General features: G+C 61.4%; 18 protein-coding genes. 12 read left to right on the plus strand and 6 right to left on the minus strand.

The window, feature by feature from the left end:
* Positions 1-44: 44 nt before the first annotated feature.
* Both AC3ITA_RS03025 and gcbA read right to left on the minus strand, forming a co-directional pair.
* Positions 45-1,991 (minus strand): methyl-accepting chemotaxis protein, encoded by a 1,947-nt coding sequence (locus tag AC3ITA_RS03025; protein WP_095944201.1) that lies wholly within the window; start codon positions 1,989-1,991, stop codon positions 45-47.
* A 52-nt stretch (positions 1,992-2,043) separates the two neighbouring features.
* Positions 2,044-3,714, minus strand: a complete 1,671-nt coding sequence (gene gcbA, locus AC3ITA_RS03030; RefSeq protein WP_095944200.1) for a diguanylate cyclase GcbA — start codon at positions 3,712-3,714, stop codon at positions 2,044-2,046.
* Positions 3,715-4,202: 488 nt separating this feature from the next.
* On the opposite strand from gcbA, the gene AC3ITA_RS03035 reads away from it, so the two are divergent.
* From AC3ITA_RS03035 to AC3ITA_RS03060, 6 genes are all read left to right on the plus strand, one after another.
* Positions 4,203-5,270, plus strand: coding sequence for a DUF2333 family protein (locus AC3ITA_RS03035; RefSeq protein ID WP_046039967.1), 1,068 nt, complete (start codon positions 4,203-4,205; stop codon positions 5,268-5,270).
* A 3-nt stretch (positions 5,271-5,273) separates the two neighbouring features.
* A complete protein-coding gene (locus tag AC3ITA_RS03040) occupies positions 5,274-5,831 on the plus strand; it encodes an NUDIX hydrolase (RefSeq protein WP_095944198.1) in 558 nt (185 codons plus the stop codon).
* Between the two features lie 299 nt (positions 5,832-6,130).
* Positions 6,131-6,502: a translation initiation factor Sui1 gene (locus AC3ITA_RS03045; protein WP_008053936.1), complete on the plus strand. Its 372-nt coding sequence runs from the start codon at positions 6,131-6,133 to the stop codon at positions 6,500-6,502.
* 219 nt (positions 6,503-6,721) lie between these two features.
* Positions 6,722-8,635, plus strand: a complete 1,914-nt coding sequence (gene speA, locus AC3ITA_RS03050; RefSeq protein ID WP_095944196.1) for an arginine decarboxylase — start codon at positions 6,722-6,724, stop codon at positions 8,633-8,635.
* Between the two features lie 232 nt (positions 8,636-8,867).
* Entirely contained in the window at positions 8,868-10,187 is a 1,320-nt protein-coding gene (locus tag AC3ITA_RS03055; RefSeq protein ID WP_489279398.1) for a type VI secretion system Vgr family protein, read from the plus strand.
* On the plus strand, positions 10,184-10,984 hold the full coding sequence (locus AC3ITA_RS03060) for a DUF4123 domain-containing protein (protein WP_489279399.1): 801 nt from the start codon (positions 10,184-10,186) through the stop codon (positions 10,982-10,984). Before AC3ITA_RS03055 ends, AC3ITA_RS03060 begins: the two co-directional genes overlap by 4 nt.
* A 27-nt stretch (positions 10,985-11,011) precedes the next feature.
* Here AC3ITA_RS03060 and AC3ITA_RS03065 read toward each other — a convergent pair whose 3' ends face one another.
* Both AC3ITA_RS03065 and AC3ITA_RS03070 read right to left on the minus strand, forming a co-directional pair.
* The gene (locus AC3ITA_RS03065; protein WP_489279400.1) at positions 11,012-12,358 is read right to left on the minus strand and encodes an MATE family efflux transporter; all 1,347 of its coding nucleotides are present in this window, start codon (positions 12,356-12,358) and stop codon (positions 11,012-11,014) included.
* A gap of 159 nt (positions 12,359-12,517) precedes the next feature.
* Entirely contained in the window at positions 12,518-12,811 is a 294-nt protein-coding gene (locus tag AC3ITA_RS03070; RefSeq protein ID WP_150673161.1) for a hypothetical protein, read from the minus strand.
* Between the two features lie 156 nt (positions 12,812-12,967).
* Between AC3ITA_RS03070 and AC3ITA_RS03075 the strand changes: the two genes are divergently transcribed.
* The 5 genes from AC3ITA_RS03075 to AC3ITA_RS03095 all read left to right on the plus strand — a co-directional run bounded on the left by AC3ITA_RS03075 (position 12,968) and on the right by AC3ITA_RS03095 (position 17,391).
* The gene (locus AC3ITA_RS03075; RefSeq protein WP_008053924.1) at positions 12,968-13,270 is read left to right on the plus strand and encodes a MazG-like family protein; all 303 of its coding nucleotides are present in this window, start codon (positions 12,968-12,970) and stop codon (positions 13,268-13,270) included.
* Positions 13,270-14,019 (plus strand): methyltransferase domain-containing protein, encoded by a 750-nt coding sequence (locus AC3ITA_RS03080; RefSeq protein ID WP_150673159.1) that lies wholly within the window; start codon positions 13,270-13,272, stop codon positions 14,017-14,019. The genes AC3ITA_RS03075 and AC3ITA_RS03080 overlap by 1 nt, the downstream gene beginning before the upstream one ends.
* A gap of 12 nt (positions 14,020-14,031) precedes the next feature.
* On the plus strand, positions 14,032-14,640 hold the full coding sequence (locus AC3ITA_RS03085; protein ID WP_150673158.1) for a DUF4136 domain-containing protein: 609 nt from the start codon (positions 14,032-14,034) through the stop codon (positions 14,638-14,640).
* Positions 14,641-14,695: 55 nt separating this feature from the next.
* A complete protein-coding gene (locus tag AC3ITA_RS03090; protein WP_095944188.1) occupies positions 14,696-15,259 on the plus strand; it encodes a DUF4136 domain-containing protein in 564 nt (187 codons plus the stop codon).
* Positions 15,260-15,408: 149 nt separating this feature from the next.
* Positions 15,409-17,391 carry a pilus assembly protein TadG-related protein gene (locus AC3ITA_RS03095; RefSeq protein ID WP_489279401.1) on the plus strand — a complete coding sequence of 661 codons (1,983 nt, stop codon included), beginning with the start codon at positions 15,409-15,411 and terminating at the stop codon, positions 17,389-17,391.
* Here the strand turns inward: AC3ITA_RS03095 and AC3ITA_RS03100 are convergent.
* Together AC3ITA_RS03100 and AC3ITA_RS03105 are read right to left on the minus strand one after the other, a co-directional pair.
* Complete coding sequence (locus tag AC3ITA_RS03100) at positions 17,388-20,129, minus strand: PAS domain-containing sensor histidine kinase (RefSeq protein ID WP_489279402.1); 2,742 nt, start codon at positions 20,127-20,129, stop codon at positions 17,388-17,390. The two genes, AC3ITA_RS03095 and AC3ITA_RS03100, sit on opposite strands and share 4 nt — an antisense overlap.
* Entirely contained in the window at positions 20,126-20,566 is a 441-nt protein-coding gene (locus AC3ITA_RS03105; protein WP_095944185.1) for a TadE/TadG family type IV pilus assembly protein, read from the minus strand. The genes AC3ITA_RS03100 and AC3ITA_RS03105 overlap by 4 nt, the downstream gene beginning before the upstream one ends.
* A 75-nt stretch (positions 20,567-20,641) precedes the next feature.
* Here AC3ITA_RS03105 and AC3ITA_RS03110 point away from each other — a divergent pair, with 75 nt between their 5' ends.
* Positions 20,642-21,112, plus strand: a complete 471-nt coding sequence (locus tag AC3ITA_RS03110) for a prepilin peptidase (protein WP_414928595.1) — start codon at positions 20,642-20,644, stop codon at positions 21,110-21,112.
* The last annotated feature ends 10 nt before the right edge of the window (positions 21,113-21,122 follow it).

Below are 21,122 nucleotides of genomic sequence, written 5' to 3' on the forward strand. Positions count from 1 at the left end.
TGCATTTCAAGTGTAGGAGCGAGCCTGCTCGCGATGGCTATCTGTCAGACGCGGAAGGCCTGAACGGCTGTATGCAGTCGACCTCCCAGCACCAGAAGATTTTCTCCCTGCTCACGCCCTTCGCCGATACGCAGCAAGTTATCCCCACCCAACTGGTGAATCCGCTCACTGTGGTCACGGATCTCGCTGACAGCGCCGCTTTGCTGGGCGGTAACATCGGCGATGCGTACCGCTGTGTCGGAAATGGTCTGGATCGCCCCGACGATTTTATCCAGTGCGCCATCAGCGGCCTGGGCCTGGCTGGCCGTGGCTTCGGCATGTTCGACCTGGGCGCGCATGCCTTCCACCGACTGTCGCGCGGCGGTTTGCAGCCCTGCGATCAGCGTCTGGATTTCTGCGGTGGCCCCGGCGGTACGTTGCGCCAGTGAGCGCACCTCTTCGGCCACCACCGCGAAGCCTCGGCCCATTTCCCCGGCCCGGGCCGCCTCGATGGCGGCGTTCAACGCCAGCAGGTTGGTCTGGTCGGCAATCGAGCGGATCACCGTCAACACGCCGCCGATGGTGGCCGACTCTTCGGCCAGGTGTTCGATCATTTGTGCATTGCCTTGCACTTCATCCACCAGCGCATGCAGGCCGGTGAGGCTCAGACCGATGACTTTCTGTCCGTGCTCCACGGCCAGGCCGGCGTGGCGGCTGGCATCGGCGGCCTGGCTGGCATCGCCGGCGACTTGTTGAATGGTCGCTTCCAGTTCGCTGAGGGAGTCGCGGATCAGTGCCGTGTCGCCGGCCTGATGCTCGGCGCCGCTGTGCAAGTCGTTGCTCAGGTCCGCCAGGGTGCGGCTGCTGCCGGCCACCTGCTCGGCGTTGTGGCGAATGGTCCCCACCAGGTCCACCAGATAGGCGCGCAAGCGGTTGAGCGAGGCTTCAATGTCATGTAATTCACGGTTGGTGTTGCCCAGTTGAATGTCGCGGCTGAAGTCGCCTTCGGCCCAGGTCGAGAGGGCCGGGGCGAGGTTGGTCAGGGTCCGGGCGAGTTTGCGCTGCAGGGTGTCGATCAACAGGGCGATCAACAGAATCAAGCCGATCATCACGCCTTGCATCAGCCGCACTTCACCCTGGATCTGCCCGTGCTGGGCGCGCACCACCGGTTCGAGACCGGCAATGGCCTGTTGCACGTCGGCGATTTTCAGGTGGGTCGCCGCGCTGAGGTCGGCGCGCTTGCGGATTTGATCGCGGGTGCGCGAGAGCTCGGCCGGGTAGCGGGTGAGCAGGCTGTTGAGCTCGCGCTTGAGGCCGACGCCGGCATCTTCGGCGACGGTTTTTTCCGTGTTCTCAAGGCCCATCATCGAGGCGAAATCGTCGGTGTTCGACTCGCTGCTGGTGGTCACCCCGAGTAATGGCAGGGCGTCGAGTTTCTCTGCCTGGGCACGGATGTTGGCCACTTCGCGTTCGACATCGGCGGCCAGTTCACTGCGGCCGCTGCTGACCAGTTTGTCTCGGGCCAGGGACAATTTGCCCAGGTGTTGCGAGGCGGTGAGCAGCGGCGTCAGGTAGGCCGCATTGCCATTGGCGTACTGGCTGAGTTGATCGAGACTTGCGCCCAGTTCGCGCTCGGCCTGCAGCAGCAAGGCCTGTGGGTCGCCGGCCAGTTTGCCGGCGGCCAGCAGGTCGGTTTTGCTGAATTCTTCGAGGGTCGACAGGCTGGGACGCAAGGTCTCGGCCAGGGCCGGTGGCAGTTCGCCGAGTTCTTTTTGCAGGCTGTCGATGCCTTGGGCGGCACTGCTCAGGCGTAGCGCATCGCCGCTGCCGAGGTAATCCTCAATGCTGCGGGCGACTTCATTCTGAAATTGCTGCGACAGCCCCAGATAGCGCTCCATTAATAGATACGGACGCTCAAGGGCTTTCTGCGACCACCACAGCGTAGCGCCGAGGGCCACGCACACGGCCACCAGAAGGAGGGTATTGAGATTGGTCAGCAGCTTCAGGCGCATCACGGACTACCAACGGCAGAAATGGTAAGCGCCTGAAGTTATTGCGTTTCTGTTACAGGGTTATGACCGTATCGGTCGATTCCGATAAAAAAGTGGCACTTTGCTTTGACGTGCGCGCCGCCTGGACGCGATTGCGTCCGCCGTGTTTGGCGCGATACAGCGCTTCGTCTGCTTGGCTGGCCATCATCAGGCTGTCGGAGCTTTCGCAAAGCTCAACCACTCCGGCGCTGAAGGTGCACCACAGATCCTCGGGTTGTGCGGGGTAGTGAATCTCGGCAAAACGCTGGCGGATTTCATCGAGCACCTTGTAGGCCGCATCAATATCGGTGTCCGGCATGACGATGGCGAATTCTTCGCCACCGTAGCGGCCGATGAAGTCGGTTTTGCGCAGGCGTTGCTTGAGAAACAGCGCCAGGCTCTTGATCACCCGGTCGCCCATGGGGTGACCGTGGCTGTCGTTGACCCGTTTGAAGTGGTCGATGTCGAGCATGGCAAAGCTCAGCGGCTTGCTTTCGCGGCGGGCGCGGAACGAGCAGTCTTCGAGCAATTGCAGGATATGCGTGTGGTTGTACAACCCGGTGAGGCTGTCGCGGACCATTCGTGCCTTGAGGTTGCGCGCCCGGGCCGCGCGGTTGCGCACGGTGGTGATCAGGTGCCGGGGCTTGATCGGTTTGGTCAGGAAGTCATCGCCGCCTTCGCTCATGGCGTCGAGCTGTTTGTCCAGGTCGTCTTCGGCCGACAGGTAAATGATGGGCACGCTGACGTAACGGTCGTTATGGCGAATGACCTTGGCCAGTTCCGTACCGGTGCAGGTCGGCATGTACATGTCGAGGATGATCAGGTCCGGCTGGAAATCCGCCAGTTCGGCCATGGCCTGGATCGGCTCGATCAGCGTGCGGGTGACAATCCCTGCGCTGTTGAGCAGGCGCTCGGTGTGCAAGGCCTGGGCGCGGGAGTCGTCGATGATCAGCACTTTATAAGGCTCGTACTGGGCCACGCAGGTCAGGACTTCGATCTTCTCCAGCAGGCTCGACGCTTCGAGGGTACCGGTGAGGAACTCCTGGCCACCGGCGCGCACGGCGGCGAGGCGGGTCGGGGTATCGGTTTCGTGCAGGCTGAAGAACAGCAGTGGCAGCTGATGATCAAGGCCTTCCTGGGCTTCGGCGGCCAGTTTCAGGCCGACGCCGGCGCCACTGAAGTCCACGTCCATGACAATCGCCGCCGGCAAGCGCTCGACCATCGATGAGCGAAACGCGTCCACACTGTCCAGGGACTGGGCACTTAGGCCGAAGAATTCCAGTTGCTTGGCCAGGCGCTCGGCACGGTCGTGATCCTGCAACATCACGTAGATGGGCTTGCGCAGCGGTGGCAGGAAGGTTTGATCGAGTTGGTCGCCATGGCGCAGGCCGGTGCGTGAAAGGCGCTGCATCAAGCGATTGAGGTCAGTGATCAGGCCGCTGCTCAGGCGTCCGCGATTGGCGTCGACCGCGTCCAGGGACTGACCGATGCGGCGTGCCAGTTGCGTGTGTTCCGGTTGTTCGAAACGCTCGGCGAAACGCAGCAGGCGCAGATTGGCCTCGCTTAGCTCCGAAAGGTCGGCGGTGGACCACTCACTGCGTTGCAGGCGCTGCCATATTTCAAGAATCTGACGAGCCTGATGAATTACCCGCTGGGCAAAGTGGTGCTTGAGGCGCTCGCGGCTGGGGTCTTCTGGCTCGGTCATATCCTGACTACTAGTTAGGGTGCACACTGAGGTCGAGTGGTGGCTCTATGCTAGCACCACTTTTCCATTACATGAGTGCTGTACGTCAATAATCTGCAATGTGACTTCATTCAGTTTGTGACTGATCGGTCCTTTTTCGAGCCTTTCAAGTCGCGACTTGCAGGGGGCGAAGCGCTTGAATCAGGGCGCCTGGCGGGCGTGGGGCGGGAATGGACGAATGGCTGACAGCCGGCCATTCATGATTTTTTGCCAGTGTTGATCGGCTCGGTTTTTTGGGTTTCCGAGGGTCGGGGATTCCCTTAGCGTGGCAATCCAAACCATTAGGGGAGGATTTCGATGGTCACGGCGTCGTCGGGTGCACAGGCACTCTTTTCGTCCGCAAGCCCGGTAATTTTCCGCATCGGTGCGATGGCGGGTGCCGGGCCAAGGCACGTTGTTGTATGGTTGCGGTCGAACCGTTGAACTCAAGAGCTTGAAAGGATATCGCCATGCTGGACTGGAAGAACCGCACAGACAGTGCGCCTGAACGTGCCGCTGAACCGAAGTCGGAGACCCGCAGTTACCTGGGTGGTCTGTTGTTCAGCCGGGCGCTGGCCACTCTGCTGGGCATCTACCTGTTGGTGGCGAGTGTCCTGGGCTGGTACTGGAGCCAGGAGCCGGCGCTGTTTCCGGTCCAGCAAACCGCGCAACTGGCGGCCGAGAAAGAAGGCAAGCAGATGGTCGTCGGCTACACCACGGTGGAAACCCTCAAGACCGTCGCCGGTACCTTGCTGACCAAGCCGGGCGGCTATATTTCCAACGACCGGTTCCCGCCAGGTCTGTGGATGGACAACATGCCGAGCTGGGAATATGGCGTGCTGGTGCAGGTCCGCGACCTGAGCCGGGCACTGCGCAAAGACTTCGCCCGTTCGCAGTCGCAGTCCGCCGAAGACGCCGACCTGGCCAAGGCCGAGCCGCGTTTCAACTTCGACAACAAGAGTTGGGTGCTGCCGTCCAGTGAGTCCGAGTACCAGGAAGGCATCAATTCCCTGAGCCGCTATCAGGCGCGCCTGTCCGATCCGAACCAGAAGAGCGCGTTGTTCTATGCCCGCGCCGACAACCTGAACAACTGGCTGGGTGACGTCGGCACCCGTCTGGGCTCGCTGTCGCAACGGCTGTCGGCCAGTGTGGGCCGGGTCAAGCTCAACACTGCGCTGAAGACCGAGGTGGTGACGCCGGGTGTGGCGCCGCAGGTTGATGAAGAAATCGTCGAAACGCCATGGCTGCAGATCGACAACGTGTTCTACGAAGCTCGCGGCCAGGCCTGGGCCTTGTCGCATTTGCTGCGCGCCATCGAAGTCGACTTCGCCGATGTGCTGGCCAAGAAGAACGCCACGGTCAGCGTGCGCCAGATCATTCGTGAACTGGAAGCGTCGCAGGAGCCGGTGTGGAGCCCGATGATCCTCAACGGCAGTGGCTTCGGCGTATTGGCCAACCACTCGCTGGTCATGGCCAACTACATTTCCCGGGCCAACGCAGCGGTGATCGATTTGCGTCAATTGCTCAATCAGGGCTGAGTCATGGTCGATAACACCAGGGAGGCCGCGCACCGTGCGGCCTCCGATGCCGAACAGATCGCCTGGGTCGACGAGCAGGACAACCTGCTCGGCGCCCTGGTCCGTTCCGATTTGCGCGAGCGCGGGCTGATCGGGCGCGGCACCTACATTATGTTGTTCAACTCCGCTGGCGAGCTGTGCGTGCACCGGCGCACCCTGAGCAAGGCAATCTATCCCGGTTACTGGGACGTGGCGGCGGGGGGCATGGTGCTCGCCAGTGAAACCTACGCCGAATCGGCGGCAAGGGAGCTGGAGGAAGAGCTGGGTGTGAGTGGTGTGGAGCTGACCGCCCACGACCATTTTTTCTTCGAGGACACCGGCAATCGCCTGTGGTGTTCGGCGTTCTCGGCGGTATGGGACGGTCCGTTGATCCTGCAACCGGAAGAGGTGCTCGAAGCGCGCTTTATTCCCATTGATCAGGTCATGCTGGAAATCGGGCAAAAGCCTTATTGCCCGGACTCACTGGCGGCGTTGAAGCGATATCTGAAGGCTCAACAAAGCAACGTCGCAAAACAGCTATAAATTGGCGCCGATTGGCTCTTAGCAATCCGCGTTTTTGCCGTTACACTGCGCGACCTTTTTAAACTGAACCGGTATTGCTGGTTGTTGTAGGAGCGAGCTTGCTTGCGATGGACGTCAACGATAACGCGGGCATCCAGAATGAACGCGTCGCCTTTGAGTTCATCGCGAACAAGCTCGCTCCTACAGTGAAGTGAATGTCGTACCGTTTCAGTAGCGCTGCCCCTGCCTGAGTGGGGCTTCGCGGTCGATAGCCTTCCCGAGTGCTGCGACCAGTCTTTGTCCTCCGAAGAGGATTGCCGGTGGCCAAAAAAGCCGCATCCTTCGCCGCCTTGGGCGGCCTGGTATTTTCCACCGACGCAGGTCGTCATTGCCCGGAATGCAGTAAACCGGTGGACGCCTGTATCTGCAAACAGACCGTTATCCCGGCCGGCGACGGCATCGCGCGCGTGCGTCGCGAAAGCAAAGGCCGTGGCGGCAAGACGGTGACCACCATCACCGGCGTGCCGTTGGCTGAAGATGCGCTCAAGGACCTGGCCACGACGTTGAAGAAACGTTGCGGTACCGGTGGGGCGCTGAAAGACGGTGTCATCGAAATCCAGGGCGACCATGTCGAGCTACTCTTGGCAGAACTGATCAAACTCGGTTTCAAAGCGAAGAAGTCCGGCGGCTAGCAGCCTCTGTGAAAACCACCCTCGGCTTGATCCGGTCCTGATGACATTCAGGTCCGGCATCGTCTACATGGTTTTCACAGAGCCTGTTCATGACCGGTATCTAAACTCACTGCGGTCGGCGGGGTCTATTGCCTCGTTGACGAACCGTCATTTTCATTCTTTAGACTGCGCCGGCCTGAACCCAGGCGACGCACTATGACTTCTTTATAGGGGACTTCGATGTCCGTACGACGCACACGCAAAGACGATGGCAGCCAATGGACAGTTGCGGACAGCCGCAGTGTTTACGGGATTCGCCATTGGGGGGCCGGGTATTTCGCGATCAATGACGCCGGTCGCGTCGAAGTTCGTCCGAACGGTCCGAGCAGCTCGCCTATCGACCTGTACGAGCAAGTTGACCAGCTGCGCAAAAGCGGCCTGTCCTTGCCGTTGCTGGTCCGTTTCCCAGACATCCTGCAAGACCGCGTGCGTCAGCTGACCGGCGCATTCGACGCCAACATCGAGCGTCTGGAATACCAGAGCAAATACACCGCGCTGTACCCGATCAAGGTGAACCAGCAGGAAGCGGTGATCGAGAACATCATCGCCACCCAGAACGTTTCCATCGGCCTGGAAGCCGGGTCCAAGCCTGAACTGCTGGCAGTGCTGGCACTGGCGCCGAAGGGCGGCACCATCGTTTGCAACGGCTACAAGGACCGCGAGTTCATTCGCCTGGCGTTGATGGGCCAGAAGCTCGGCCACAACGTGTTCATCGTGATCGAGAAAGAATCCGAAGTCGGCCTGGTGATCGAAGAAGCCAACTCGCTCAAGGTCAAGCCTCAGGTCGGCCTGCGCGTGCGCCTGTCGTCCCTGGCCTCGAGCAAGTGGGCTGACACCGGCGGCGAGAAATCCAAGTTCGGCCTGTCGGCGGCGCAACTGCTGTCGGTGGTCGAGCGTTTCCGCGCGGCCGGTCTGGACCAGGGCATTCGCCTGCTGCACTTCCACATGGGCTCGCAGATCGCCAACCTGGCGGACTACCAGCACGGCTTCAAGGAAGCGATCCGCTACTACGGCGAGTTGCGCAACCTCGGTCTGCCGGTGGACCACATCGACGTCGGTGGTGGCCTGGGCGTGGACTATGACGGTACGCACTCGCGTAACGCCAGCTCGATCAACTACGACATGGACGACTACGCCGGTGTCGTGGTCGGGATGCTCAAGGAGTTCTGCGATGCGCAGAGCCTGCCGCACCCGAACATCTTCTCCGAAAGCGGCCGTTCCCTGACCGCGCACCATGCCATGCTGGTGATCCAGGTGACCGACGTCGAGAAACACAACGACGACGTGCCGCAGATCGAGAACAAGGAAGCGCTGCCGGAAACCGTGCAGTGGCTGGTGGACCTGCTGGGGCCGACCGACATCGAGATGGTCACCGAAACCTACTGGCGCGCCACGCACTACATGAGCGATATCGCCGCTCAGTACGCCGACGGCAAGCTGACCCTGGCCGAGAAAGCCCTGGCCGAACAGTGCTACTTCGCCGTGTGCCGTCGCCTGCACAACTCGCTGAAGGCGCGCCAGCGTTCCCACCGTCAGGTGCTGGACGAGCTCAACGACAAACTGGCGGACAAGTACATCTGCAACTTCTCGGTGTTCCAGAGCCTGCCGGACACCTGGGCCATCGACCAGGTCCTGCCGATCATCCCGCTGCACCGTCTCGACGAAGAGCCGCTGCGTCGCGCGGTACTGCAAGACCTGACCTGTGACTCCGACGGCAAGATCAACCAGTACGTCGACGAGCAGAGCATCGAGACCAGCTTGCCGGTGCACGCGTTGAAAGAAGGTGAGGACTACTTGCTGGGTGTGTTCCTGGTCGGTGCCTACCAGGAAATTCTTGGCGACATGCACAACCTGTTCGGTGACACCGACTCGGTGAACATCTACCAGAACGCCGACGGCAGCGTGTACCACGCCGGTATCGAAACCCACGACACCATCGAAGACATGCTGCGCTACGTGCACTTGTCGCCGGAAGAACTGATGACCCACTACCGTGACAAGTGCGCCAGTGCCCGCATCAGCGCCACCGAGCGCACGCAGTTCCTCGATGCCTTGCGTCTGGGGTTGACCCGTTCGTCGTACCTGTCTTCCTGAGGTAAGCGTCACGCTCATCAGGTTGTCTGAAAAATTACCGTTTGCCGCGGAAATTTCAGATGACCTGGTGGGGCAATTCTCCTGTCCCAGGCGAAATTTCCAGCATCTTCGACAACCCAGCGCATTTGGTCCTCTTTTCGCGTAGGTTATTTCCTAATTTGTATTTCGGCACTCTACTCGGCCATGTCTCTCAGCGAGAATCCCCGGCCGCCCCTCCTGTAGAGAAACGCCGATGTTCAATCCGGTCAGCGAACCGTCATTTCGTCTGGATGTAGCAGGTCTGCCCGACTCCCTGGAGGTCCTGGCCTTTACCGGCAGAGAAGCCATCAGCGAGCCGTTCGTGTTCGACCTGGAACTGCTGATCGAAGACCCGGTGCTTGACCTTGCCAGTTTGCTGTACCGTCCTGCCTCGTTGCATTTCGGACCGGCCGGAAGTCACGTACATGGACAATTGCATGAGCTCGTCCAGCGTGACCACACCTCTGGCCCCCGACTCTGCCAGGTGCGCCTGGGGCCAAGACTGGCTTGCCTGGCCCAGCGCTTCAGCCAACGAATCTTCAGTGCCCGCTCAGTGCCGCAAATCCTCGACCAGATACTCAAGGAGCACGGCATTACCGGCAAGGATCGACGCATGGCGTTAAGCGGCGAATACCTGCCCCTGGATTTTTGCACGCAATATCGAGAGTCAGACCTGCAGTTTCTCCAGCGACTGTGCGCCCGGGAAGGGCTTCACTACCACTTCGAACACCGGGCCCGCGGGCACTGTGTGGTGTTTGGGGATAACCGGCAGCATTTTCCAACCGGCGAACCTGCGGTATTGAGGAGCGAGAGCGATCGGCCGGCGGTGCGGCAGTTCGAACGTCAGCGCAGCGGTGAGACAGCAGTGCAATGCGCCGAATGCCGGACGGATCTTGCGACCTTGCGCAGCGGTCGGCTGATGCCGCTGTCCGGTCATCCGGTTGCCGATTGCAATCGGCTCTGGCTGTTGACCTGCGTTGAGCATTGGGGCAGCCAGGATGCGACGACGCCTTACCACAATCAGGCCCGTGCCCTGCGCTGGCCGGCACCCATCGAGCCGCCCGGTGCAACGGTCAAACCAAGGATGCATGGCCCGCAACGGGCGTGGGTGGTCGAGGTCGATGAGCCAGGCCCCGACCCGGCAAGGCCGATACCGGTGCAATTCGACTGGCTTTACCAGGGCAAAGGGGCGGCGCCCAGTCATTGCTGGTTGCCCCTGGCCAGGCAGTTGCAGGCCTCGACCTTCTCGTCATTACGGGAAGGGACTGAACTGGTCGTGAGTTTTGTCGAGGGCGATCCCGATCAACCGCAAATAACTGCGGTGCTGCATGCGTCGGCAATGGTCGAGATGACGGATGCCGACACACCCCAACCCGGTAGCACCCATGATGAGGGGCTGGAGCAATGGTTGCGTTCGGGGGAGCCATTGCTGATGCTGTGCCTGCTGCCCGGTGGCGGCAGCTTCAACCATTGCGCGCAGGCTTTGTGCACCTGTCGTCTGGCGACGCAGCTTGGCCAGAGCTCTGGAGCATGATCGCCACACGCATGCCCGAGGCCCCCCCGCAGTGGCTGTTGCTGGATGTGCCGGGTACGCCACAGGCGGGTGTCACACTTCGGCAGATGTTTGCCCAGGCCCGATGGTTCAGGTTGTTCGACGGCACGGAGTGGCATGCGCTGCAGGAACAGGGGCCGGTCCTGGTCGATTTGCGCACCTGCCCGGCACTGGCCGATTTATGCATCGTCGACGGGCAACGCTGGCCCGGATTGCTGATGGTCAGCGAGGCCGGCGCTGCATCGTTGCTGGCGCATTTGCGGCGCATGCTCACGGTCACGCTAGGCCTGCACCGGGCCCTGTTGAGTTACTACAACCCAACCACGGCCAGTTATTTTTTCGATGGTTGCGATGCCGTTGAACTGAGTCGCTGGCTAGGGCCTATCCATCAGTTACGCTGGTTCGGCGGTAGTTGGGCCGACCGCGCGATGGGGTGTGAGGGCTGGCAGCGCTTGTCCAATCCGGGGTTGGCTGTCAGCCCGTTGGCCATCGAGGAAGGCCTCAGCGCCGGGCAGCAGGGAAAATTGCAAACCTGCCTGCTGGAACAGCATGCCTGGCGCTGGAACCGATCCACGGGTGTCGATTTTCCCCGTCTGTGGACCCTTGTGCAGGAAGGGCTGGCGCTGGGTTTCAGTGAGCGCCCGGTGCTTGATGGCTGGATATGGCTACGCTTGCAATATCCCGATGCCGTTCCCGTGCAGCCGTCGCCGGGCGGGACTCAGCAGGAACGACTCGATAGCCTGCGTCGCCTGTGGCAGAACGATCGACCCTGGCCATGAGGTCGAGTATTGTCGGGCCACGCCCGTTCAGTGAGTGCCGGCGAACCAGCCATCGTTACGACGCAGGCGCCAGGCGATCATGCCGAGGGTCAGACTGCGCAGCAACATGAACAACAGAAAGGTTATCCACAGGCCGTGGTTGCCCCCGCCTTGCAGTGCCCAGCCGAAGGGCAGCACCAGCGCCACGGTCAGCAGCATGCCGTTGCGCATTTCCCGGGCGCGGGTGGCGCCGATGAACAGGCCGTCGAGCAGGTAACTCCAGACGGCAATCAGTGGCAGTACGGCGAGGTAGGGCAGGTAGATGAACGCGGTGTCGCGCACACTTTGAATGTCGGTTTGCATCTCGATGAACAGATGTCCGGCGAACAGAAACAGCGCGGCAAAGCCCAGGCTCGCCAGCAACGACCAGCCTCCCGCCACCACCAACGAACGACGCAGGGCATCGCGGTCACGGGCGCCAAGCGCATGTCCGCAGAGGGCTTCGACAGCGTGGGCCAGGCCATCGAGGGCGTGGGCGGTCAGTAACAGGCCATTGAGCAAAAGAGCATTGGCCGCGACCGTGGCGTCACCCAGACGTGCGCCTTGCACCGTGATCAGGAAAAACACCGATTGCAGCGCCAGGCTGCGGATGAAGATATCGCGGTTGACCGCCAGCAATGGCCGCCAACTCTGCCACAGCGCCAACGTCGCCCAGACGATATGCCCGGGATAGGCGCGCAGGGCTTTGCGGGTCATCAGCAAGCCGATCAGGGCACCGGTCCATTCGGCAATCACCGAGGCCCGGGCCGCACCGACCACGCCCCATTCCAGGCTGAGGACGAACCACAGGTTCAGGGCAATGTTGACCAGGTTGGTGCTCAGCAGAATCGCCAGGGGCGCCCGGGCATTCTGGGTGCCGAGAAACCAGCCGACCAGTGCATAACTGGCGAGCGCCGCGGGTAGGCCGAACAGGCGGGTATGGAAGAACTCGCGGGTCAGTTGATCGAGCTCCGCCGACGGTTGCATGAAGTGCAACGCGACCCCGCTCAAAGGCACGCCCACCGCACCCAGGACCACGGCCAGGCCGATGGCGAGCAGCAGGCCTTGCAACAGAATCTGCCGCAGGGCCGCGCCATCCCCGCGCCCGGCCGCCTGGGCGGCGAACCCGGTGGAGCCCATGCGCAGAAAGCCCATGGCCCAGGCGAGGAAGGTGTACAGACTGGCCCCGACCGCGACGGCGCCGAGTTGATGGGCGTGGGGCAGGTGACCGATGACGGTGCTGTCGACCAATGCCACCAGCGGCACGGAAATGTTCGAAAGAATCATCGGCGCAGCGAGTGCCCAGACCCGGCGATGGGTAGGGCGGTCGCGCCAGTCGGCGGTCAGGTTGGACATGCAGGCTCCTTGGGAGCGGGCATTGTAGCGGTACATCGAGAGCAAACCGCGATCAATTGTGGGAGCGAGCCTGCTCGCGATAGCGGTGTGGCAGACACTCATATGTTGTATGTGCCGGCATCATCGCGAGCAGGCTCGCTCCCACAGTGTTCGGTGCTGTCAGTGAATGATCCAGCTGAGCAACCAAAGCCCCAGCAGCAACCAGATGATTCCCATGATGAACGACGCATTGAGAAAGGCGCGGATCGCCGACCACAGCAGGATCAGCCCGAGGATCAAGGTCACGATGCTGATGACCGAGGTATCCATGCCCAGCGCCTGGGACAGGCCTTCGACAAAGTTGCTGCTGGCGTTGCTCAACAGACTGAACAGCCCGCTGAGGGCATCAACGATGAAGCGGATGATCGAGCCGAGTACCTGGCCGAGCCATTCGGAAAAACCTTCTACCTGCATGGAATGAACGTCCTGATTAAAGAGAATTGAGTCTTGGGCTGTCGATCATGCTGCCGAGTTCCCACAAGCATAGAGGGTTGCACACAGAGCATGCATCTTCTGCCCCTTGCCTTCACCTGTGATCCCCCCGAAGCTATACGCCTTCAGGAGAGCCCGATGAACCTTGTTGAACTGACCGAACGCCTGCACGCCATCCGTGACCGCAATGACTGGCGGCAATTTCACAGCCCGAAAAACCTGGCCATGGCCGCGAGCGTGGAAATGTCCGAGCTGGTGGAAATTTTCCAGTGGCTGACCGAAGACCAGTCTCGCCAGTTGTCGGCGGACAAGCTCGCCCACGCCGGGCAGGAAGTCGGTGACATTGTGCTTTATCTGTTGCTGTTATGCAGCGAGCTGGGCCTGGACATGGATGCCGTGGTGCGTAGCAAACTGGCGGACAGCGAACGGAGGTTCAGCTGATGAGCGACCGTCATTTCGATCAGTTGGCGACCCGTTTCGCCGAAAAAATCTACGGTGGTGCCAAAGGTGCGATCCGTCTGGCGGTGTTGCAGGCCGACCTGACCGAAATCCTGCCCGACCGACCTCTGCGTGTGCTGGACATCGGCGCCGGCCTTGGCCACATGTCGTTGTGGCTTGCCCAGCGCGGCCATCAGGTGACGCTCGCCGAGCCTGCCGAGCCGATGCTCGAAGGCGCCCGCCAGCGCTTTGCCGAAGCCGGGCAGAGCGCCACGTTCATTCAGGCACCCTGGCAGGAGCTGCTCGGGCAGCTCACCGAACCCTACGACCTGGTGCTGTGCCACGCCGTGCTGGAATGGCTGGCCGAACCCCACGCCATCCTGCCGGTGCTGCATCAACTGACCAAGGCGGACGGCTGGCTGTCCCTGGCGTTCTACAACCGCGACGCGCTGATTTATCGCAACTTGCTCAAGGGCCATTTCCGCAAGATGCGCAAGAACGACATGGCCGGCGAAAAGCAGAGCCTGACCCCGCAACAGCCCCTTGATCCGCGCGAGCTGGCGGCGCAACTTGAAGGTCTGTGGCAGGTCGAAACCATGAGTGGCGTGCGGGTTTTTCACGACTACATGCCGGTGGAATTCCAGGCCCGCGCCGAGCTGGCGGACCTGCTGGAAATGGAACTGGCCCACCGTCGTCATCCGGGCTTTGCCGGGCTTGGGCGCTACTTGCACTGGATCTGTCGGCCTGTCTGATCGGAGCAAGCAATGAAAAGTCATTCAGGTGTACTGGTGTTCTGCCTGGGGCTGGCTGCCTGTCAGGGCAGCAACCCTTATGTCGCCACGTCGAACCCTTTGCCACCGGCACCGCCCCAGGCCGCCAAGACCTTTGACCGCAGCGCTTACCCGGCAGCCCCCCGTGACTATGGACGCTACCGCAGTTGGGCGTGGCTCGACGGGCACCTGCCACCGGGCACCGCCTGGGCCGACTCGGCGCAGATCGCCGAAGCGGTCAGCAATGCGCTGGATCAACGCGGCTTGCGCCCGTTGCACGACAATCGCCCGGCCGATCTGTTTGTCAGCGCCGACCTGCGGATGGAAACCCGTTTGCGCCAGGTTCAGGACGACTACTACGGCGGCGGTTACGGTGGCTACAACGGCTACGGACCTGGATATGGCGGGTACGCCACCGTACCGGTCGTTCGTACCTATCAGGAGCAAGTCGTAGTGGTTCAGGTGGATATGTATGACGCCAGGAGCGGTCAGCCGGTGTGGAGCTCCAGTGCTGAAACCGGCAACCGGGGAAGCGAAAGCGAGCGGGCCGATGCCATACGGGAGGCTGTGGAAAAGGCAATGTCGGCGTATCCTCCTAGTTAGCTTCTTGTAGATAAGAAGCATTCCGCAGGATCATGCCTTCAACCGGAGACTCATCATGTTCCGCCGTTTTGTTTTACTGGCAGTGGCCGCGCTGCTCAGTGCCTGCGCCGCCAACCAGGTCAATCATGACTTCGACGCCAGCCGCGATTTTGCTGCCTATCGCAGCTGGACCTGGAAAGAGCCCGCCCTGCAATACCGTCCCGATGATCCAAGGATCAAGAGCGATCTGACCGAACAGCGCATCCGTCAGGCAGTTGCCGATCAACTGGATCAGCGCGGTCTGCGCCCGGCCGCCACAGGTGCCAAGGGCGATTTGAATGTGCAGACCTACCTGATTGTCGAAGAGCGGCAACAACAGGTGACCACCAATTACGGCGGCGGCTGGGGTAACCCGTGGTATGGCTACTACGGCGCTCCCATGTATAACGAAACCCGCAATGTCAGCTACAAAGTGGCGACCATCCAGATCGACCTGCTCGATGGCAAGGACGGCAAACTGGTGTGGCGCGGCAGTGACGAGCAGATACTCAGCCGCACGCCGAACCCGACGGATCGTCGCGATGCCATCTGGGAAACGGTCACGCGGATATTGGCCAACTATCCACCTCACGCCTCCTAGAATCAGCCAGTCTCCCAACCCCTGTGTTCCCCCGCAGGGGTTTTTATTGTCTTGGCTGGCAAGTTGCCAGCAGTCTCGGCCACCCTTGTCTACACTGCTTTTCACCAACGGAGGTTGCGCCCGGCAGTGCGCCGGCAAAGGAGTGCGCCATGTCTCCCCGCCAGCAATTTCGCGGCCCGGCCCGGCAACGGGGGGCGATCGGCTTGATGGCCGCTTTGACCCTGACTTTGGCTTTGGCATTCATGTTGTTGGTGGTCGATACCGGCAGGTTGTACCTGGAAAAACGCAGTTTGCAGCGCGTGGCTGACATGGCCGCACTTGAGGCAGCCACAAGGGGTGGAGACTGTTCCGCCGGCTCAACCGCGAACACCTATGCCACGGCCAGCGCGCAACGAAACGGTTTCACCATTCCCTCTACGGGACGCGCACTGGCTGTGGCGTGCGGTGCGCTGACCCTGGATGCCAACAACCTTCGGGTATTCGGTGCAGACCCAAGCCAAAACGAGGCTATCCGGGTTATCGCCAGCCATGTCGTGCAACAGAGTATTGCCGGTGGCATCGGCGCGTTGGTCGGCGGTGCACCGGCGGGCTCAACGCTGACGCTGAGCGCTACGGCGGTCGCTGCGCTGCCGCCTCCCCTGGCTTCATTGACGATCCGCAGTGCGGCGTTGACCTTCGATGCCAGCAAGGCCGCCATTACCAGTCTGCTTTTCGGGGGGTTGCTGGGAGGCAATCTCAGTATCGATGCGGCGGGCTGGAACGGATTGGTCAATACCAATATCAGCCTGCTCAGCTACCTGAATAGGTTGAAGATTGACCTTGGCCTGAGCGCTGCCGGCTACGACCAGGTACTGGGTAGTACGGTCAACGTCGGCCAGTTGATCCAGACCGCCATCAACGTACTGGACCCCAACGGCACACTTGGAGCATCCGCAACCATTGTCAGCCTGCAAGCGTTGAAGGTGGCGGCGGGTACGACGTCCGTTGTGCTGGGTAATATGTTGCATGTTGAAAGTGGAGCCGACATCTCGACCCTTGCCGTGAATCTCAAAGCGTTCGATCTGATCGAAGGGTTTGTGCAACTGGCCAACAAGAAGAACGCCTTGGTCGCGAACTTCCCGATCGACATCGCAGGCCTGGCGCAAATCAATGCACGGGTGCAGGTGATGGAGCCGCCGCAACTGTCGGCCATCGGCAACCCGAAAAACGCGGCATTGGCCCCTTTGGGCCCCAACCGAATCTATGTACGCACGGCTCAGGTCAAGACATTGTTGTCGATCAACCTGCCCGTGCTGGACGCCATCACGCCTCTGGTCAACGCCGTCATCGATCTGGCTGCACCCCTGGCCAATATTCTGAACTCATTGTTTGATTGGGACCTGGTGGGCGTCGTCAACGCATTGACCTGCGCGTTGCTCGTGCCCTGCGACACGCCGGAAATCAAGCTGTTGCCACCACCGGTACGCATCGACGTGGCGCTGGAGGCGGCCGGTGCCTGGAGTTATGTCACGGCTTACAGTTGTGTGAGTACGACAAACAAAAGCCTGACGACCAGCACCACCACCACACTGATCGGATTGAAGATCGGGCAGATCAACCCCGCCGATGTGTTCGGCTCGCCCACTGTTCCACCCAGCAACCACGTCAATCCCCTGAGGGTCATCGATATCGGCGTGCAGACCTGCCAGCGACTGCTGATCCTGCCGCCAACCTGCTACAACCATCAGCCAGGCGTTGGCGGTAGCATCGATATCATGGTCAACACCGCGATTGTCCAAAATGCCAACATGTCCCACGTCTATTCCGCGCCGGCGGCTGCCAACCTGCCGGAGATCAATCAGCCGCCGTTTTACTACGCCTTTACCACGACCAATATCGTCAACAGCCTGAGCACCACCGTGAGTAACCTTGGCGTGAACATGTACGGGCCGTCGGGCAGCATCGTGGGTGGCTTGGGCAGTATTTTGAGTGATGTCACGACGGCGTTGGTCAATGCGATCAATACGGTACTCAGCCCGTTACTGGATACGCTGATCAATACGTTGCTGGCGAGCCTGGGGATCGACCTGAACAAAGTCGAAGTGGGTGCCAACCTCAGTTGTCACTCGGGTCGAGCGGCGCTGGTGATCTAGTCCGGTTTCACGATCGGCAGTTCAATGCAGAAACGCGCACCCTCGGTGGCGTTTTGTATGCTCAGTTTTCCGCCCATGTTCTCGACGATGCCGTAGCTCACCGACAAGCCCAGGCCCGTGCCCATGCCGACGGGTTTGGTGGTGAAGAACGGCTCGAAAATCCGCTCCAGTAAACGTGGGTCGATACCGCCGCCGTTGTCCTCGACCCACAGGCGTACCGAGTCTGTATCCCGTTCGGCGTACAGCGAAATCCACGGTTTGAAATCAGGGGCGGTCTTGCGCTTGCCGAGCAGTGCATCCCGAGCGTTGACCATCAGGTTGATCAGCACCTGTTCAAGTTGATCGACGTAGCCGCGCACCTGCACTTCACCCCCGGGTTCGCTGATACGCAGGTCGATGCCCTTGCCGCGCATCCCCTCGGACAACAGCGCCAAGGTGCCTTCGATGGCCTGGGCCGGGTTGAACGGTTGCTGCTCGATTTCCGATCGACGGCCAAACACCCGCATGTGGTCCACCACCCGCGCGGCGCGCTGCACCTGGGTGTCGATGCGGGTGAGCTTGTCGATCAGGTAATCGACCTGTACGTCGCCGTTGTTGAGGCGCTTGAGTACGTTGACGATGACCATGCGGATCACGTTCAGCGGCTGGTTGATCTCATGGGCCAGGCCGGTGGCCATTTCACCGAGGGTAGCCATTTTCGCGCTTTGTGTGAGCTGCTGCTGCGAGCGCCGCACCTCGGTGTTGTCGCGGCCAACGGCCTGGACCTCGAGCAACCGGCCCTGTTCATCGAACACCCCGCGATCGGACCAGACCCACCAGGCGTGTTCGCGGCCGGGCAGTTGCAGGTTGATCTCGGCGGTGCTGACCGGAAACTCGGGGCTCAACTGGTTCAGCCGTCGGGTGAATGCCTCGCGCTGTTCCCCGGACATCCAGTCGCCCAGATTCACCCCCGGCAATTGTTCGGGTGCCAATTCAAGATACGTGGCCAACGGGCGGTTACCGAAGGTCAGGGTCAGGTCCGGCTGGTAGCGGCAGATCATCGCCGGCGAGTCTTCCACCAGAATCCGGTAGCGTTCTTCACTCTGCCTGACCTGTTCGGTGGCCAGGGTTGCTTCGGTAATGTCCAGCCACAGGCCCACGGCTTCCACCGGCAAGCCGAGGTCGTCGCGCAACAACTTCGCCTCATCCAGCAGCCAGTGGTAGTCGCCGTGACTGTCGCGTAACCGATAGCGGGTGCGCACCGAGCCTTCACGCAGCAACAGCCGCGTGCGCTCGAAATACTGCAGGCGGTCGTCGGGATGCACCCGTTCCACCAGCGCCCCGGGTGCGCAGTCGGCGAGGGTCCAGCCGAGCAGTGGCAACAGGCTGTCGCTGAAGAACACCGGTTGCAACGCACCCTCGACATAGCGCTGTACGTAAATCACCGCCGGAGAGCTGGCAATCAGATTGTCCAGGCGAGCATGGGCGGCGGCGGCGCTTTGCTCCTGGTTCTTGATATCGCTGATGTCGAGCATGAACCCCACCAGCCGACGGTTTTTCCCCGCGCCCAGGGCCTGGCCCTGCAGGCGATACCAGATGGGTTCGGGCACACCGTAGGGGCGATACAGGCGCACGCACAGCAGCAGGGGGGTGCCTGTCTCCTGCAAGTCTTGCAGGCAGATGCGCAGCTCTTCGCGGTCGGCGGGATACACCTGATTGAGCCAGTGCTGCATGGATAAACGCGACGTTCCAAGGTTCAGGGTAGTGGCCAGTGAAGGTGCCAACTGAACCTCGTCGCTGTCGCTGAAGACTTCCCACCAACCGGTTCCCAGCAAGGCTTGCAGTGATTCCAGGCGTTCCAGTTGCAAGTGATGCCGGTGCTCGCGCAGGCGCTCGAGCAAGGGGCTGGCGAGCGCGGCGGTGATTTGCAGCCAGTCGCGTTCCGTGACATCGGGGGCGCGTTGTTGCGCCGTGTAGAAGCCGCACAACAACCAGGCGACCACCCCTTGTGCATCGTGATAAGGCACGGCGAAGCCATCGGTATTGCCGAACGTGCCTTGCAGGCGCGGGTGTTCGCGCGGGGTCAGGTGCTGCGGCGTCGAGCCGCTCAAACTGTCCAGTCCCGTGCCCAGGCGCTGACCGTTTTGCCACAGTTGCGGTGCATCGAGGGCCGCGTAGTGCTGGTAAATTTGCCATCCCTGTTCCTGCTCATCGAGCAAGGCCAGGGCAATGCACGGAATCTGAAAGCGCTGGGCCAGGCTTTGCAGTTGTTCGGCCAGCATTTCGGGCAGGCGGGCCAGGCTGGACAGGCGTAACTGTTCGGCGATTTGCAGCGCCAGCACCTGGCATTGTTCGCGGTTACGCGATTGCCGGCGTTCGAGCAGCAAGTCGCTGATGTCCAGCATCTGCAACAGCCAGGCATCGGCCATGGGTTGCACCCAGCCGCGCAAATGCAGGGGTGGGCCGTTGAGGCTGTAAAAGTCCAGGTCCAGGGTTTGTCCCTGCCAGTCCGCCGGAGAGCCTTCGATGGCGAGACTGCTGTGGGGCAACAGGAAGTCGAGCAGGTGCGGTGCCTGCGCGCCGGGGGGGTGCTGGGCAAGCAAGTGCCGCAGCGGGCCGCTCAATTGAACGGCACGCCCCTCGGCATTGAGCTGCATCTGCAAGCCGAAGCTGTGCACCCGCAGTGCCTCGGGTGGCTCCGGTGGGGGCGGCGGGTGGCGGTGGAGCAGGCGCCCGAACAATTTGTCCCCGGCACTCAAAATTGCAGGCTCGCACTGGCTGTGAGGGTCGCCGGCAGGTTCGGTACCCGACCGATGCCGGGCAGGTTCAGGAACGGGATGACGGCGCTGATTTTATTGGTGGGGTAGCTGATGCGCACGGTCAGCAACCCGCCCACATAAGTAACGTTGGCGTCGGTGGCGACGTTGAAATTCAGGGCCGGTGCAATCCAGGCCGTTTGCGTGGTCAGCTCCGTCGTGGCGCGGGCGATCAGTGCGGCGCTGTAGCCGGGGGTGGCCGGGTCCAGCGCCACGCTGCGGCGCACGGCTTCGGCGGTCGACTGGTTGAATGACTGCATCAACAGCAGCGGCAGGCTATAGCTGATGATGCCGTAGAACACGCCAAAAAAAATGATGAACACCAGGGCGAATTCAATCGCGGCGGCGCCTTTTTGTTTGTGGGGGAGGCTGGCTTTCATGAGTGCGTCTACCCTGACCAACACGGAGTAATGTCAGCATAGAGTCATTCAGCCAAAACGGACGTTTTTTACCGAATGCAGAGCTTTGTCCTACTGATCTGGCTGGCACTTTGCGCCGCACAGGATGCCCGACAACGGCACATCGCCAATGGCCTGACTGTGGGCGGCGGTGCCCTGGCCCTGGCGTGGCTGCTGTGGAGCGGCACGACCTGGCTGGGTGCCGAGGCGCAACAGGGCGGCTGGGCTTTTTTGTTGGCCCTGGGCTTCACGCTACCGGGCTACGCGATGAAGCGAATGGGTGGCGCAGACGTGAAACTCATGGCCGCCCTGGGTCTTGCGACGGACGGTATGCACGTGCTCGGCACGTTTATTGGCGCCGGATTGGCCAGCGTTTTCTGGCTGCTGCTGGCGCCAAGAGTCTGGCTTCATATGGGTCAAGGGCTTAGAACCCGTCTTTTTTATATGGCACCTGAAATGTCAAGGAAGCAACCATTTGCACCCTTCGTGCTGGTGGGGCTGATGCTGACATTTGCCTGGCTCCGCTAGCCGCCCCTTT

The sequence above is a fragment of the Pseudomonas sp. GL_090 genome, from assembly GCF_057837765.1.